Genomic DNA, 14,408 nt, shown 5'->3' with positions numbered 1-14,408 from the left:
CGGAGGTTCGAATCCTCTCACTCCGACCAATATGACCATCCAGTTTATCGGGGCCCTCGTGGGCCCCTTTTCGTTTCGGGCGAGCGCGACGCGGCATCCCGCCGCCAGGCGGCAGGCCCGCTGGCGACCTCTTGCGATCACCGTTAATTCGAATATACATGAAATATGGAAAAGATGGATGCCATTGCGACGCTGTCCGCCCTGGCGCATGACGCCCGGATCGACGTGTTCCGCCTGCTGGTCAATGCCGGGCCCGACGGCGTGACCGCGGGCCAGATCGCGGACCGGTTGAACATCCGACCCAACACCCTGTCCAACAATCTCAACATCCTGTCCGGGGCGGGCCTTGTGCGGTCCCTGCGCGAGGGGCGGTCGGTGCGCTATTTCGCGAATTTCGATGCGATGCGCGGTCTGTTGTCCTTCCTGATGCAGGACTGCTGCGGCGGTCGGCCCGACCTCTGCCAACCGATCCTGGACCGGATCACCTGTGCGCCGACGGCGCCAGCCGACATGGAGCCTGACTAATGACCGAAACAACCGCGGATCCCGTGATGGGCACCTTTGAACGCTATCTCAGCCTCTGGGTGGCGCTGGCCATGCTGGTGGGCCTGGGCATCGGCGTGATGGCGCCCGGCCTGGTGCAGGCCATCGCGGCGGCCGAGGTCGCAAGCATCAACCTGGTTGTGGCGGTGCTGATCTGGGCGATGGTCTACCCGATGATGGTCGGCGTGGATTTCGGCGCGATTTCCGGCGTGGCGCGGCAGCCCAAGGGGCTGATCGTGACGCTGGCGGTCAACTGGCTGATCAAGCCCTTCACGATGGCGCTGATGGCGGTTCTGTTCTTCGACCATGTCTTTGCCCCCTGGATCGCGCCCGAAGATGCCGCGCAATACACCGCCGGTCTGATCCTGCTGGGGGCGGCGCCCTGTACCGCGATGGTCTTTGTCTGGTCACAGCTGACCCGGGGCGATGCGACCTACACGCTGGTGCAGGTGTCGGTCAACGACATCATCATGGTCTTTGCCTTTGCGCCCATCGTCGCCTTCCTGCTGGGCGTGACAGAGATTTCCGTGCCCTGGGAAACGCTGGTTCTGGCAACGGTGCTGTACGTGGTCTTGCCGCTGATCGCAGGCCTGCTGACCCGGCGGGCATTGGGCAGCCAGCAAGCGGTCGAGAGGTTCACCGCAAGGGTCAAACCCTGGTCGGTCGTCGGGCTGATCGCCACGGTCGCCATTCTCTTTGGCCTGCAAGGAGAGGTGATCCTGGCCCGGCCGCTGGTCATCGTCCTGATTGCCGTGCCGATCCTTGTGCAGAGCTATGGCATCTTCGCGCTGGCCTATGGCGCGGCCTATGCGCTGAAGGTGCCGCACCAGATTGCGGCACCCTGCGCGATGATCGGTACGTCGAACTTCTTCGAACTCGCCGTGGCCGTCGCCATCAGCCTCTTTGGCCTCAATTCGGGCGCTGCGCTGGCGACGGTCGTCGGCGTGCTGGTCGAGGTGCCGGTGATGTTGTCTCTGGTGGCCTTTGCCAACCGCACGCGCGCGCGGTTCCCCGCAGCCTGAACCTAGATCGAGGCGGTGATGCCGCCATCGACATACAGCGTGTGCCCGTTGACAAAGCTGGAGGCATCCGAGGACAGGAAGACACAGGCGCCCACCAGTTCCTCGACCTTGCCCCAGCGGCCCGCGGGGGTGCGTTTTTCCAGCCAGGCGGAGAACTCTGGATCGTTGACCAGCGCCTCGTTCAGCGGCGTGTCGAAATAACCCGGCGCGATGGCGTTGCATTGCAGCCCGTGGCGGGCCCAGTCGGTCGCCATGCCCTTGGTAAGGTTGCCGACCGCGCCCTTGGTCGTGGTGTAGGGCGCGATGCCCGGGCGGGCCAGCGCGGTCTGGACAGAGGCGATGTTGATGATCTTGCCACGTCCGCGCCCGATCATGTGCCGCGCGCAGGCCTGGCCGACGTGAAAGACGCTGGCAACATTGGTCTGCAGCAGCTTTTCGAACATCTCGGCCGGGAAGTCCTCCAGCGGGGTGCGGTACTGCATGCCCGCGTTGTTCACCAGGATGTCGATGGCGCCATGCGCGGCCTCGAACCCGTCGATGGCCTTGCGCACGGCATCATGATCTGTGGCATCGAAGGCAAGTTCATGGACCGTTGCGCCGGTGCCGCGCAGGCTCTCGGCGGCCTTGGCCAGCTTGCCCGCGTCGCGCCCGTTCAGGACGATCTCGGCCCCGGCCTCGGCCAGGCCGCGCGCAAGGGCATATCCGATCCCCTGCGAAGATCCGGTGACAAGCGCGCGTCGGTCGGCAAGCGAGAAAAGCTGGGACATTGGGTCTCCTCCGGTCGTGTTTCGGGCGATAGCGCGCGGTTCGGGCCGTGTTGTCAACCCGCGCGGGGCTTGCATCCTTGGTCAGGGCAGGGTCATTGAAGGGGCCGGACCATGTCCGGCGCCGGGATCGGAAGGGAGCAGGGACCATGCCGACAGATGCACTCTCGTGGATTGCCGTGGACTGGGGGACCTCGCGGTTGCGGGTCTGGCCGATGGACGCCGATGATCGCCCGCTGGAACTGATCGAATCGGACAAGGGCATGTCGCGCCTGACGCCCGACGCTTTCGAGCCGACACTGCTGGACCTCCTGGGCGACCGTTTGCCCGATACGACGGTGCCGGTGATGATCTGCGGCATGGCGGGCGCCCGGCAGGGCTGGGCCGAGGCGCCCTATGCTGCTGTTCCCTGCGAGCCGCCGGTTCGGGGTATCCGCCCGCCTGTGCAGGATGCGCGCCTGTCGGTGCAGATCCTGCCCGGTGTCCAGCAGGACCGCCCGGCCGACGTAATGCGCGGAGAGGAAACCCAGATCGCCGGGTTCCTGGTGCAGGAACCGCGCTTTGACGGTGTTCTGTGCCTGCCGGGAACGCATACGAAATGGGCTCACATCAGCGCCCGAGAGATCGTGTCCTTTCGGACCTTCATGACCGGCGAGCTTTTTGCCCTGCTGAGCAGCCAGTCGGTCCTGCGCCACACGATGACCGAAGACGGCTGGGATGCAGAGGTCTTTGCCAGCGCGGTGAGCGATTCGCTGTCCCGGCCCGCGGGTCTTGCCGCCTCGCTGTTCACCCTGCGCGCCGACGCGCTGTTGCACGGGACCGGATCGGCGGCGTCCCGCGCGCGCCTGTCGGGCCTTCTGATCGGGGCCGAACTGGCCGCCGCGCGGCCCTACTGGCTGGGGCAAGAGGTGGTGATCCTGGGCGAGGACGCGCTTGCCACGGCCTATGCCACGGCGCTTGAACCGCAGGGCGTGCAGCCTCGTCTGCTGCCCGCCGGTGACATCACGCTGGCCGGTCTGACCGCCGCTTATCACCAGATGAAAGACCCGACATGACCAGAGAGCTTATCGCCATCCTGCGCGGCCTGACCCCCGACGAGGCCGCCCCCGTCACCGAGGCGCTGATAGCCGCCGGGATCACCAAGATCGAGGTGCCGCTGAATTCGCCCGACCCGTTCGACAGCATCCGGCGGATGATCACCCATGCCGGCGACACTGCGCTGATCGGCGCCGGCACGGTGCTGGACCCGGTCGAGGTCGGTCAACTGGCCGCACTGGGGGCGGGCATGGTGGTCTCGCCCGATTGCAATCCTCGCGTGATCGTGGCGGCCAAGTCGGCGGGGCTGTTGTCCTATCCGGGTGTCTTCACCGCGACAGAGGCTTTCACCGCGCTGCGCAACGGCGCCGACGGGCTGAAGTTCTTTCCCGCGTTCAAGCTGGGTCTTGACGGGTTCTCGGCGCTCAAGGCGGTGCTGCCGGCAGAGGCTGCGACCTATGCCGTGGGCGGCGTCGGCCCAGAGGATTTCGCCGACTGGCAAAAGGCCGGGATCACCGGTTTCGGCATCGGATCGAGCCTGTACAAGCCAGGACGCACTGCCGGCGACGTCAAGGCGCGGGCCGAGGACCTGGTGGCTGCCTACGATGCCGCCTTTGGCTGAGGCTTGACAGCCGCGGCGCGACATGTACGTTATAACATAACGAAACGGGTGACGCGTCTTCGCCCCAATTGGAATGCCCTACCGCCTGATGCCGTCCTTGTCCCCCGAACCCGTGAATGGAAGCGCCCGGCCTGAACATGGGGTCAACCGGTCAAGCGGCGCGCATGGCGTGGCGGACTGATGGCGTTGCCCCTGGAAATCAAGGACCTCGAGGTGCGGGCGGGCATCCGGACCCTGCTGAAAGTTGGGGATCTTTCCGCCCCTGCCGGCGCACTGATCGGCATACGGGGGCCTTCCGGTGCCGGGAAATCGACGTTCCTGCACGCGCTCAGCGGGTTGATCGAGGTGCGTGGACGCCTGTGCTGGGGAGAGGTGGACCTGGCCCGCCTGCGGCCCGAACGAAGAACCGCCTTTCGCGCGCAAAACATGGGTCTGATCTTTCAGGACTTCCTGTTGTTCGAGGAACTGTCGCCGCAGGCCAACGCGGGGCTTTCCGGGCTTTTCAGGACGCGCCATGACCGAGCGCCAATCGCCACCCGTGCCGCCGAGGCGCTGGCCCGTCTGGGAGTGCCGCAGGGCAACCGCAAGGTCGGGTCCTTTTCCGGGGGTGAGCGGCAAAGGGTTGCCATCGCCCGCGCCCTGGCGACCGATCCGGGCTTGTTGCTGGCCGATGAACCGACCGCGAGCCTGGACCGGCGGGCCGCCGATGCCTTGATCGAAGATCTGACCGGCCTGGCGCGTGCCGGCGGCAAGACCCTGATCGCGGTGAGCCACGATGCCCATCTGCTCGAACGGTTGGACCGTGTGCTGACCATCGAGGACGGGAAAGTCACAGACGATACCGGGGTGCAGGCCGCATGAGGGACAGTTGGGACAGCCTGCCGGTCCTCGCGCAGGACCTGATCATCGCCGGGGCGCTCTTGCTGCCCTTGCTGGTGATCGGGGGCATCCTGATGCGCGGGTTTCGGCCCCTGCCGCTGGTCCGCGCGCTGATGTGGCGGTTTCGCTGGGCCAACCTGCTGTTCGTCCTGCTGATCGCGGTGTCGACCGGCATGGGCATCGGGCTGATCGCGCAGGAGCGCGGGCTGCGCACCGGCAGCGCCCAGGCGGCGGAGAAATTCGACTTGGTAGTGACGGCGCCGGGGTCGGAGCTGACCATGATGCTGGCGGCGGTCTTTCTGCAGCCCAGTGCCGTGCCGCTGCTGGACGGGGCGGCCTATGACCGGATCGCCAACCACCCGCAGGTGCAGATCGCGGCGCCCATCGCCTTCGGGGACAGCCACGATGGCGCACCGGTCGTCGGCACCATCGCGGAGTTTGTCACCTACCTCAGTGACGGCCAGATCGAGGGGCGGATATTCGCCCGGTCCGGAGAGGCCGTGGTGGGGGCGGCCATCGACCTGCGAATCGGTGATCGCTTCACGCCGGCCCACGGTCGGGGCAGCGGCGCCGATGCCGAGGCCCATGAAGGTGTCGGGATCGAGGTGGTCGGACGCATGGCGCGCAGTGGCTCTCCCTGGGATCGGGCCATCCTGATCCCAGTCGAAACCGTCTGGGAGGTTCACGGCCTGGCCAATGGCCACCGCTTCGAAGAAGGTGACAGGATCGGCCCGCCCTTCACCCCCGAGTTGTTCCCCGGCACCCCGGCGGTGATCGTCCATGCCGGCGAACTCTGGGCCAATTACGCGCTGCGCTCGGAATTCACCGTGGGCGGCGAGACGATGGCCTTTTTTCCGGGCACCGTGCTGGCCGATCTTTATCGGGTCATGGGGGATGTGCGGCAGGCCATGTCTGTCATGTCCATCGTGACCCAGGTGCTTGTGGCGGCCTCTGTCCTGTTGGGGCTGTTCATCCTCACGCGCCTTTTCCAGCGGCAGCTGGCCATGCTGCGGGCGCTGGGGGCGCCGCGCCGTTTTGTCATGGCGGTGGTCTGGGGCTATGGCGTCACGCTGCTGGTGGCGGGAACGATGCTTGGGCTGGCGTTCGGCTATGCCGCGGCTCTGGTCCTGTCGCGGATCGTGACGCACAGGACCGATGTCCTGGTGACGGCCACGATCACCTGGGCCGAGGTGAACCTGGCGCTGGGCTTTCTGTCGGCCATGTCCGTCTTGTCTCTTGTTCCGGCGCTTGTCGTTCTGACGCGCCCTGTTGTGGAGAACCTACGCCAATGAAACATCTGCTTGCCGCGCTCTTGCTGATGACCACCCCGGTTCTGGCCGAAGAGGGGCATGATCACGACGAACCGGCCCATGCCTTCGAGATCGGGGGACTGGAAATCCTGCATCCCTGGACCAATGCCACCGATCAAGATCATGCGCTGCTGTTCATGGACCTGCACAATGCGGGCACGGCCCGGGTCGAGATCCTGGGCGCCCGGCTGGGCAGCGGGCTGGAAGGGCACTTGGTGGGCTTTCGCATGAAGGACGGCGAGATGGGATTCGAGTCCCTGCCGCCGATCCCGGTGGCCCCGGGCCGGCAACTGGCGCTGGAGCCGGACGGACTGGCGATCCGCTTTGACGGGCTGCAAGCGGTGCTGGAAGAAGGTCACCACTGGGAGGTGATCCTGCTGACCTCGGCCGGAGAGCTGGAGATCGACGTCGTGATCGAGGCCCAAGACGCGCGCCAGCACGGCCACGCGGGGCATTCGCACTAGGGTTTCCCGTAGGGCCGGGCGCACAGGCCCGGTGCTGCGCGCCTTGAGGACCGTTCAGGGAGTTTTTCCAGAGCAAACCCGGGGATTGCGTGACCTTGGGCCGATACGCGCTGTATACTTTAGGTATGCAAGCCGTGTTGAAGGACTCTGGGGAGGAACGCGATGACCGCCAGCCCAAAGGAAATCTGCCGCGAGGCGCTGCGAGAGCGGATCCTGTTGCAGGACCTCGCCCCGGGCACAGAGCTGGACGAGGGCCGGATTGCCGCCGACTACGGCCTGTCCCGTACCCCGCTGCGCGAGATTTTCCAGGTGCTGGCGGGTGAGGGATACCTGCGGTTGGAGGCGAACCGCGGCGCGCGGGTGGTCTCGCTGGAGATTGCCACGGTGCGCGCGTTCCTGCAGACCGCACCGCTGATCCTGGCCACGGCTGCGCGGCTGGCGGCGGAGGTCCGTGGCGGCGCGGGGCTGGAGCCGCTGAAGGCGGCGCAACTGCGGTTCCAACAGGCACTGGAGGGCGGGGACGACGGGGCGGCGGCTCTTGCGGATCATGGGTTTCACACGCAGCTCGGCGAGATGGCGGCAAACCCCTACATGCTGCCCGCGCTGAACCGGGTGCTGATCGACCAGACGCGCCTGAGCCGGGGGGTCTTTAGCCCCGGCTCCAAGAAGGAACGCAAGCTGGTCAAGAAGGCCGTGCAGCAGCACGAGGCCCTGATCGCCGCAATCGAAAGCGGCGCGGCGGACCAAGCCGCCGACCTGGCCTTGCAACACTGGGAGCTGTCGCGTGGCCATATGGAGGGTTTCCTGCGCCCCGACCCGCTGCCGATGGTGCCGGTGGCGCAGGCAGAGAGCACGGCCTAGCTGCCCTCGGCCAGGTCCTTGAGGATCGGGCAATCGGGCCGGTTGTCGCCGTGGCACGCGTTGACCAGCGTCGCCAGCGTGTCGCGCATCCCCTGCAGCTGGGCGATCTTTTCGTCGATGCGGGTCAGGTGTTCCTCGGCCACGCGTTTGACGTCGGCGCTGGCGCGGTGATCGTCCTGGTAGAGGCCGACCAGTACGCGGCAATCCTCGATCGAGAATCCCAGCGCGCGGGCGCGCGCCAGGAAGGCCAGCTTGTGCAGGTCGCTTTCGCGGAAGGCGCGGTAGCCGTTGGCATCGCGCGGCGGTTTGACCAGGCCGATGTCCTCGTAATAGCGGATCGTTTTGGCCGGCAGTCCGGCGCGTTCCGCGACCTCTCCGATGTTCATGCCGTCACCTCGCGGGTACGGGGTGCCGGGGCGGTGGCAGGGGCGTCGCTTAGCGCCCCTTTCAGCCCGCGCAGACGCAGCGCGTTGGTCAGGACAAAGACCGAGGAGAGCGCCATCGCCCCCGCCGCCAGCATGGGCGACAGCATCATGCCAGTGAGCGGGTAGAGCAGGCCCGCCGCCACCGGGATCAGCGCCACGTTATAGCCGAAGGCCCAGACCAGGTTCTGCCGGATGTTGCGCATCACCGCGCGGCTGACATGAACCGCGTTGACGGCCCCTGCGACGGCGCCGGAGGACAGCACCACGTCGGCGCTTTCGATGGCGACATCGGTGCCGGTGCCGATGGCGAGGCCGACATCGGCCTCGGCCAGCGCGGGCGCGTCGTTGATGCCGTCCCCGACAAAGACCACCGGGCCAAAACGTTCGCGCAGGGCGCGCACGGCGTCCAGCTTGCCCTCGGGCAGGACTTCGGCCTCGATCTGGTCGATGCCCAGGTCCGCGCCGATGGCCTCGGCCACGGGCCGCGCATCGCCCGAGATCATGGCGACGCGCAAGCCCGCCTGTTTCAGGGCGTCCACCGCGGCGCGCGCGCCCGGCTTGATCCGGTCGGCCACCGCGAAGGCGCCCGCCAGGGTGCCGTCCACGGCAACCAGCACCGGGGTCTGTGCGGCACGTTCCATCTGGTGCAGCGTGTCGAACAGGGTGGTCACGTCGATGTTTTCGCGTGCCATCAGCCGGGCGTTGCCGACCAGGACGCTCTGCCCCTCGACCCGGGCGCGCAACCCGTGGCCGGGGATAGCCTCGACCTCTTCGGGGGTCGGGGCGGCGCCTGCGGCCTGTTCCAGCGCCCGGGCGATGGGATGCTCCGATCCCTGTTCGGCACTGGCGGCCAGGCGCAGGACGGTTTCGGCGTCAAAGCCCGGTGCGGTCTCTCGCCGGACCAGTGCCGGGCGGCCCTCTGTCAGGGTGCCGGTCTTGTCAAAGGCGATCACCTTGGCGCCGTCCAGCCGTTGCAGCGCCTCGCCCTTGCGAAACAGGATCCCCAGTTCGGCGGCACGGCCCGTGCCCACCATGATCGAGACCGGCGTGGCAAGACCCATCGCGCAGGGGCAGGCGATGATGAGGACAGAAACGGCGGCGACCAGCGCAAAGGTCAGGCCGGGACCGAAGATCAGCCAGGCCAGAACCGTCACGGCGGCGATGACCAGAACGGCAGGCACGAACCACAGCACCACCTTGTCGGCCAGCGCCTGGATCGGCAGCCGGGCGCCCTGGGCCTGTTCCACCATCGAGACGATGCGCGACAGGACCGTGTCGGCGCCCACCGCCTCGGCCCGCACGCGCAGGGCGCCGGCGCCGTTGACCGTACCGCCGATGACCTGCGCGCCTTCTGATTTCTCGACCGGGGCGGGTTCTCCCGTGACCATGCTTTCCTCGACAAAGGAGCGGCCAGAGATCACGATACCATCCGTGGCGATGCGCTCGCCGGGGCGCACCTGCAGGATGTCGCCCTTCTGCAGTTCGGAAAACGGGATTTCCTCGGTCCCGACCGCACGTTCGACGCGGGCCATGTCGGGCCGCAGGTCCAGCAGGTGGCGGATGGCGGCGCCGGTGCGGCCCTTGGCGCGCGCCTCCAGCCAGCGCCCCATGAGGATCAGCGTGACGATGACTGCTGCCGCCTCGAAATAGACGGCGCGGGCGGTTTCCGGCAACACCGCCGGGGCAAAGAGCGCGACCGAGGAATAGCCCCAGGCGGCCAGAGTCCCCAGCGCCACCAGAGAGTTCATGTCCGGCGCCCCCTTGGCCAGCAGCGGCAGGCCGATCCGGTAGAACCGGCGGCCCGGCCCGACCAGAACCAGCGTCGTCAGCACGAATTGCACCGTCCACCACAGGGTTTGCCCCAGTGTGGCGTCGATCCAGTGATGCAGCGCGGGGATCATGTGCCCGCCCATGACACCCAGGAAGACGGGCAGGGTCAGCGCGCCCGCGATCAGGGTCTGACGTTTCAGCGCCGCAGCCTCCTCGGCCTGTCGGGCGGTGGCGTCCGGGGGTTCGTCGCCGTCCATCGGCGTGGCCGGATAGCCCGCGGCTGTCACGGCCTCGGCCAGGGTCTGGGGATCGACGCTGCCCGCCAGAACCAGCGCTTCGGCGGTCTGGGCGGTCAGGTTCACGCGCGCCTCCAGTACGCCCGGCAAAGCGGAGAGCGCCTTTTCCACGCGGCCCACGCAAGAGGCACAGCTCATGCCTTCGATGGCCAGGCGGATGCGCTGTTCTGCAGCGGGATAGCCGGCTGTCTTCAGCGCGTCGCGCAGATCCCCGGCCTCTGTGTTGGTTTGAACCGTGGCCATACGGTTGGCGAGATTGACGTTTGCCTCGGTCACGCCCTCGACGCCTTCCAGCGCCCGCGTGGCCCGCCCGGCACATCCGCCGCAGGTCATTCCGGTTACTTCGAATCGCAATTGTGTCATGGCTTGTGCCTCCTGCGACCGGATATGGGGGTTCCAGTCATGGGAAGGTAAAGACCCGATGCGAAATTTTTTCCGGGCTCAGCCCAGTCCGGTTTCCTGCGCGATCTGCGCGCGCGACTTGCGCGCCCGTTCGGTGGCGGATTTCAACTGTCCGCAGGCCGCCATGATGTCCTCGCCTCGCGGCGTGCGGATCGGAGAGGCATAACCGGCCTTGTATATGATATCGGCGAATTTCTCGATCCGCGACCAGTCGCTGCGCTGGTAGGGCGAGCCGGGCCATTCGTTGAAGGGGATCAGGTTGATCTTGGCCGGGATGCCCTTGATCAGCTTCACCAGCCGGCGCGCGTCTTCGTCGGTGTCGTTCACGTCCTTCAGCATCACGTATTCAAAGGTGATGCGTTCCGAGTTCGACAGGCGCGGGTATTCGCGCAGCGCGGTCAGCAGCGTCTCGATGTTCCAGCGCTTGTTGATCGGCACCAGCTTGTCGCGCACCTCGTCCGTGGTGGCGTGAAAGCTGACCGCCAGCTGACAGCCGATTTCCTCGGCGGCGCGGGCGATCTCGGGCACGACGCCGGATGTGGACAGGGTGATGCGGCGGCGGGACAGGGCGATGCCTTCGCCGTCCATCGCGATCTTCATCGCGTCGCGCACGCCCTCGAAATTATACAGCGGCTCACCCATGCCCATCAGGACAATGTTCGACAACAGGCGCGGGCCGCTCTCGCCGGTGCCGGTGCCGGGTTCGGGCCATTCGTCCAGGTCATCGCGCGCCAGCATGATCTGGCCGACGATTTCACCCGCCGTCAGGTTGCGAACCAGCTTTTGCGTGCCGGTATGGCAAAAGGAACAGGTCAGCGTGCAGCCCACCTGCGAGGAAATGCACAGCGTGCCGCGATCTTCCTCGGGGATATAGACGACCTCGACCTCGTGCCCGCCGGCGATGCGGACAAGGTACTTGCGCGTGCCATCCGCCGAAACCTGGCGCGAGACCATCTCGGGCAGCGAGATCACGAAATTCTCGGCCAGCAGCGCGCGATAGGGTTTGGCCAGGTTGGTCATGGCGTCGAAATCGCGCACGCCCCAGTGGTACAGCCACTGCCAGACCTGGTTCACCCGCATCTTGACCTGCTTTTCCGGTGTACCGGCGGCCAGCAGCGCCTCGCGCAGTTGCGGGCGGGTCAATCCGATGATGTTCATCGGTCCCTCCGGCAGCTTGCGGGGGATGGTCAAGAGATCCTGGGTGATGGGCGTCGTCGCAGTCATGCGAAAAGGCTCCTGTCTGGCGCGAAGCCCGCCGTATACAGGATTCGCGGGCAAAGCCAAAGGGCCGAATGACATCCGTCACGCGGCCCCTGTTTCTTCTTGGTCCAAATACCCGGGAACGGCCCTGTGCCGTTCGGCCCCGATCAGGAGCAGCGCGCCTCGGCGTCCTCGAAGGCGGCGGTGAACCCAAGCAGCGAGAAGGTGTCCTTGGTTGCGGTCCCGCGCGAAGAGACCGCGGACACGACGGCGTCGGCGCCCCGTTTCATCGCGGTGATGATGCGGGTGTCGTCCTGCGGCGTGGCCGGCCAGGCCCATTCGCCCTCGGTGTAAAGCTCGAACTCGCTGTCGCCGATCACCACGTTGACGGTCGACCCGTCCGCGAAGGGATAGCCGCCGGTAAAGGCGACCTGGCCGCTGACCCCTGCCTCGGGGCGGAAGAAGACCATCAACAGGATCTCGCCCCGCGTGACGGCGACCACGCGACCGTCCTTGGTGTTGACGCTTTCCTTGTAGGTGGTCACGGCCCAGCATTCGCGGGGCGTTTCCTCTTCGAACACCGACCAGTCGGTCATCGCGTCCACGCGCGCCGTACTGCTATCCTGCGCGCCTGCTGCCGTCGCGCTCAGCACAAGGGCGAGCGCGCCCAATCCCCGACCCAGACCTGACATCATTCCTGCAGCCTCCAGCTGTCTCTACCTCGACTTACGTACAGGGCCTTGAATGTCCCGGATGGCCCGCGCACGAAAGGGTTTTTATCTCGACGGCGGGACAATAGCCTGAAAGAAGTCGGGCGTAAAAGCCCCGGTGGCAGATTATCGCTCAACTGTTGGAGGTCATTCATGACAGCGGTTCCCCTGGTCGAGGTTCATCGCGGCCCCGTGATCGAAAGCTGGCATTCCGGGCACGCCGTGGTCTGTGACACCACGGGCGGAATTGTCGATGCCTGGGGTGATCCCGAAGCGGTGATCCTGCCGCGCAGTTCGGCCAAGATGCTGCAGGCGCTGCCCTTGGTCTCTTCGGGCGCGGCACGGGCGGCCGGATTGGGGAGCGAGCGGCTGGCGCTGGCCTGTGCCTCGCACAACGGGGCGCCGTTGCATGCGCGGCTGGTGGGCGACTGGTTGGCCGAACGGGGCCTGACCGAGGATGACCTGCTGTGCGGGCCTCAGCCTTCGCGGGACAAGGAGTTGCGGTTCTCGATGATCCGCGACGGGGAAAAGCCGGGGCGCGTGCTGAACAACTGTTCCGGCAAGCACACCGGCTTTCTGACGCTGACGCAACACCTGAAGGCGGGGCCGGATTACGTCGATCCCGCGCACCCGGTGCAGATGGCCTGCCGCGAAGCCTTTGAGGAGGTGACGGGCGAGACCAGCCCGGGGTTCGGCATCGACGGCTGTTCGGCCCCGAACTTCGCCACCACGATGACGGGCATGGCGCGCGCTATGGCGTTCTTTGCGGGCGCCGCCGGGCGCGGCGATGCCCAGTCGCGGGCGGCGGCGGACCTGGTCGAGGCGATGATCGCCCATCCGGTGCTGGTCGCCGGTGAGGGGCGCGCCTGTACCTTGCTGATGCAGGCCGCGAAAGAGCCGGTGGCGCTGAAGACCGGGGCAGAAGGTTATTTCATCGCCATCCTGCCCGCGCGCGGCCTGGGCGTGGCGGTCAAGATCGCGGACGGGGCGACACGCGCCTCGGAATGCGTGATCGCGGCGCTGATGGTGCGGCTGGGGGTGTTGGACGCGGACCACCCTGATGTGGCGCGCTTCCTGAACCCGCCGATTCGCAATTGGGACGGGCTGGTGACCGGCGAAATCCGCCCCGTGGCGGGGCTGGTCAGGCAGTGACGAATTCGCCCCTGGCATAGCCCTGCAGGTAGAGCAGCGCGGTCAGGTCGCCGTGGTTGACCCTCAGGTCGCTCTGCGCCTGGACCGAGGGTTTCGCGTGCAGCGCCACGCCCAGCCCGGCGCGGGTCAGCATGCCCAGGTCATTGGCGCCGTCACCCACGGCGATCACGTCACAGGCGGAAATATCCAACCGGGCGGTGATCTCGTCCAGTGCCTGTACCTTGGCCTCACGGCCCAGGATCGGGTGGCCGACCTCTCCGGTCAGTTCACCGTTCTCGATCAACAGCGTGTTGGCGCGGTTCTCGTCAAAGCCCAGCAGCGCCGAAACCCGTGTGGTGAAGGCGGTGAACCCGCCCGAGACCAGCACGCAATGCCCGCCCGCCGCGTGCATCGTTGCCAGCAGGGTCTTGCCGCCGGGCATCAGCGTGATGCGGCTCTCGACCACCTTGTCGATGACGCTTTCCGGCAGGCCCTTCAGCAGGGCGACCCGTTCGATCAGCGCGCCTTCGAAATCCAGCTCGCCGTTCATGGCGCGGGCGGTGATCTCTTTCACATGGGCGCCGACGCCGGCCTCTTCGGCCAGTTCGTCGATACATTCCTGCTGGATCATGGTGCTGTCCATGTCGGCCAGCAGCATCCGCTTGCGCCGGTTTGCCTCGGTCAGGACGTTCAGGTCGGCCATCTCCGCGATGGAGGCGCGGATCTCGTCGAGGTTGCCGGGTGTTGTCTCCAACGGGAATTCGGCGGCCTCGTCCGGGGAAAGCCAGCTCACCGTGCCGCCCCCCAGCGCGTTGCGCAGGCTGTCGACCAGCGCCGGGTCGAGCTGGCCGGGTTTGGCGATGAGAGAGGCGATCTGCATGGGGCTTTGTCCTTTGCTGCGCGGTGTGCTTTTGGCATGGCGCTGCGCGGTTGGCCAGTGGGGGTAGGGGGCGCTGCCCCCGTCTCCCTGCGGT

The 14,408-nt window shown here is 66.9% G+C and carries 15 protein-coding genes; 9 read left to right on the top strand and 6 right to left on the bottom strand.

All coding sequences use genetic code 11. The annotated features are described in order from the left end of the window. The first annotated feature begins 165 nt into the window (after positions 1-165). Together PVW46_RS27595 and arsB are read left to right on the top strand one after the other, a co-directional pair. Complete coding sequence (locus PVW46_RS27595; protein ID WP_069211028.1) at positions 166-525, top strand: ArsR/SmtB family transcription factor; 360 nt, start codon at positions 166-168, stop codon at positions 523-525. Positions 526-551: 26 nt separating this feature from the next. Continuing rightward, entirely contained in the window at positions 552-1,565 is a 1,014-nt protein-coding gene (arsB, locus tag PVW46_RS27590; RefSeq protein WP_083242459.1) for an ACR3 family arsenite efflux transporter, read from the top strand. A gap of 2 nt (positions 1,566-1,567) precedes the next feature. Here the strand turns inward: arsB and PVW46_RS27585 are convergent, their stop codons facing one another. Then, positions 1,568-2,332: an SDR family oxidoreductase gene (locus PVW46_RS27585; protein ID WP_069211026.1), complete on the bottom strand. Its 765-nt coding sequence runs from the start codon at positions 2,330-2,332 to the stop codon at positions 1,568-1,570. A 146-nt stretch (positions 2,333-2,478) separates the two neighbouring features. On the opposite strand from PVW46_RS27585, the gene PVW46_RS27580 reads away from it, so the two are divergent. The 6 genes from PVW46_RS27580 to PVW46_RS27555 all read left to right on the top strand — a co-directional run bounded on the left by PVW46_RS27580 (position 2,479) and on the right by PVW46_RS27555 (position 7,500). Continuing rightward, positions 2,479-3,384 carry a 2-dehydro-3-deoxygalactonokinase gene (locus PVW46_RS27580; RefSeq protein WP_069211025.1) on the top strand — a complete coding sequence of 302 codons (906 nt, stop codon included), beginning with the start codon at positions 2,479-2,481 and terminating at the stop codon, positions 3,382-3,384. Further along, positions 3,381-3,986 carry a 2-dehydro-3-deoxy-6-phosphogalactonate aldolase gene (locus tag PVW46_RS27575; RefSeq protein WP_043147018.1) on the top strand — a complete coding sequence of 202 codons (606 nt, stop codon included), beginning with the start codon at positions 3,381-3,383 and terminating at the stop codon, positions 3,984-3,986. Before PVW46_RS27580 ends, PVW46_RS27575 begins: the two co-directional genes overlap by 4 nt. Before the next feature lie 180 nt (positions 3,987-4,166). Then, on the top strand, positions 4,167-4,847 hold the full coding sequence (locus PVW46_RS27570; RefSeq protein ID WP_069211024.1) for an ABC transporter ATP-binding protein: 681 nt from the start codon (positions 4,167-4,169) through the stop codon (positions 4,845-4,847). Further along, positions 4,844-6,157, top strand: coding sequence for an ABC transporter permease (locus tag PVW46_RS27565; RefSeq protein WP_043147022.1), 1,314 nt, complete (start codon positions 4,844-4,846; stop codon positions 6,155-6,157). Before PVW46_RS27570 ends, PVW46_RS27565 begins: the two co-directional genes overlap by 4 nt. Further along, positions 6,154-6,639, top strand: coding sequence for a copper chaperone PCu(A)C domain-containing protein (locus PVW46_RS27560; RefSeq protein WP_043147024.1), 486 nt, complete (start codon positions 6,154-6,156; stop codon positions 6,637-6,639). Before PVW46_RS27565 ends, PVW46_RS27560 begins: the two co-directional genes overlap by 4 nt. Before the next feature lie 162 nt (positions 6,640-6,801). After that, positions 6,802-7,500 carry a GntR family transcriptional regulator gene (locus tag PVW46_RS27555; RefSeq protein ID WP_069211023.1) on the top strand — a complete coding sequence of 233 codons (699 nt, stop codon included), beginning with the start codon at positions 6,802-6,804 and terminating at the stop codon, positions 7,498-7,500. On the opposite strand, the gene cueR is transcribed toward PVW46_RS27555, so the two are convergent. The 4 genes from cueR to PVW46_RS27535 all read right to left on the bottom strand — a co-directional run bounded on the left by cueR (position 7,497) and on the right by PVW46_RS27535 (position 12,288). Beyond that, entirely contained in the window at positions 7,497-7,886 is a 390-nt protein-coding gene (gene cueR, locus PVW46_RS27550; protein ID WP_043147027.1) for a Cu(I)-responsive transcriptional regulator, read from the bottom strand. The two genes, PVW46_RS27555 and cueR, sit on opposite strands and share 4 nt — an antisense overlap. Continuing rightward, positions 7,883-10,354, bottom strand: coding sequence for a heavy metal translocating P-type ATPase (locus PVW46_RS27545; RefSeq protein WP_069211022.1), 2,472 nt, complete (start codon positions 10,352-10,354; stop codon positions 7,883-7,885). Before PVW46_RS27545 ends, cueR begins: the two co-directional genes overlap by 4 nt. Before the next feature lie 78 nt (positions 10,355-10,432). Continuing rightward, entirely contained in the window at positions 10,433-11,617 is a 1,185-nt protein-coding gene (gene rlmN / locus PVW46_RS27540; protein ID WP_043147030.1) for a dual-specificity RNA methyltransferase RlmN, read from the bottom strand. Between the two features lie 143 nt (positions 11,618-11,760). After that, a complete protein-coding gene (locus tag PVW46_RS27535; protein ID WP_043147032.1) occupies positions 11,761-12,288 on the bottom strand; it encodes an invasion associated locus B family protein in 528 nt (175 codons plus the stop codon). Positions 12,289-12,456: 168 nt separating this feature from the next. Here PVW46_RS27535 and PVW46_RS27530 point away from each other — a divergent pair, with 168 nt between their 5' ends. Beyond that, the gene (locus tag PVW46_RS27530; RefSeq protein WP_069211021.1) at positions 12,457-13,455 is read left to right on the top strand and encodes an asparaginase; all 999 of its coding nucleotides are present in this window, start codon (positions 12,457-12,459) and stop codon (positions 13,453-13,455) included. Here the strand turns inward: PVW46_RS27530 and serB are convergent. Beyond that, positions 13,445-14,314, bottom strand: a complete 870-nt coding sequence (serB, locus tag PVW46_RS27525) for a phosphoserine phosphatase SerB (RefSeq protein WP_069211020.1) — start codon at positions 14,312-14,314, stop codon at positions 13,445-13,447. The two genes, PVW46_RS27530 and serB, sit on opposite strands and share 11 nt — an antisense overlap. Positions 14,315-14,408 lie beyond the last annotated feature (94 nt).

This window comes from Mameliella sp. AT18 (assembly GCF_028807275.1).
GTDB lineage: Bacteria > Pseudomonadota > Alphaproteobacteria > Rhodobacterales > Rhodobacteraceae > Antarctobacter > Antarctobacter albus.
This window is presented reverse-complemented; position numbering and strand designations above follow the sequence as displayed.

Bases quoted from the DNA above. Each gene is read 5' to 3' on its own strand.
- PVW46_RS27595 (WP_069211028.1), top strand. From the start codon at position 166: ATGGAAAAGATGGATGCCATTGCGACGCTGTCCGCCCTGGCGCATGAC.
- arsB (WP_083242459.1), top strand. From the start codon at position 552: ATGGGCACCTTTGAACGCTATCTCAGCCTCTGGGTGGCGCTGGCCATG.
- PVW46_RS27585 (WP_069211026.1), bottom strand. From the start codon at position 2,332: ATGTCCCAGCTTTTCTCGCTTGCCGACCGACGCGCGCTTGTCACCGGA.
- PVW46_RS27580 (WP_069211025.1), top strand. From the start codon at position 2,479: ATGCCGACAGATGCACTCTCGTGGATTGCCGTGGACTGGGGGACCTCG.
- PVW46_RS27575 (WP_043147018.1), top strand. From the start codon at position 3,381: ATGACCAGAGAGCTTATCGCCATCCTGCGCGGCCTGACCCCCGACGAG.
- PVW46_RS27570 (WP_069211024.1), top strand. From the start codon at position 4,167: ATGGCGTTGCCCCTGGAAATCAAGGACCTCGAGGTGCGGGCGGGCATC.
- PVW46_RS27565 (WP_043147022.1), top strand. From the start codon at position 4,844: ATGAGGGACAGTTGGGACAGCCTGCCGGTCCTCGCGCAGGACCTGATC.
- PVW46_RS27560 (WP_043147024.1), top strand. From the start codon at position 6,154: ATGAAACATCTGCTTGCCGCGCTCTTGCTGATGACCACCCCGGTTCTG.
- PVW46_RS27555 (WP_069211023.1), top strand. From the start codon at position 6,802: ATGACCGCCAGCCCAAAGGAAATCTGCCGCGAGGCGCTGCGAGAGCGG.
- cueR (WP_043147027.1), bottom strand. From the start codon at position 7,886: ATGAACATCGGAGAGGTCGCGGAACGCGCCGGACTGCCGGCCAAAACG.
- PVW46_RS27545 (WP_069211022.1), bottom strand. From the start codon at position 10,354: ATGACACAATTGCGATTCGAAGTAACCGGAATGACCTGCGGCGGATGT.
- rlmN (WP_043147030.1), bottom strand. From the start codon at position 11,617: ATGACTGCGACGACGCCCATCACCCAGGATCTCTTGACCATCCCCCGC.
- PVW46_RS27535 (WP_043147032.1), bottom strand. From the start codon at position 12,288: ATGATGTCAGGTCTGGGTCGGGGATTGGGCGCGCTCGCCCTTGTGCTG.
- PVW46_RS27530 (WP_069211021.1), top strand. From the start codon at position 12,457: ATGACAGCGGTTCCCCTGGTCGAGGTTCATCGCGGCCCCGTGATCGAA.
- serB (WP_069211020.1), bottom strand. From the start codon at position 14,314: ATGCAGATCGCCTCTCTCATCGCCAAACCCGGCCAGCTCGACCCGGCG.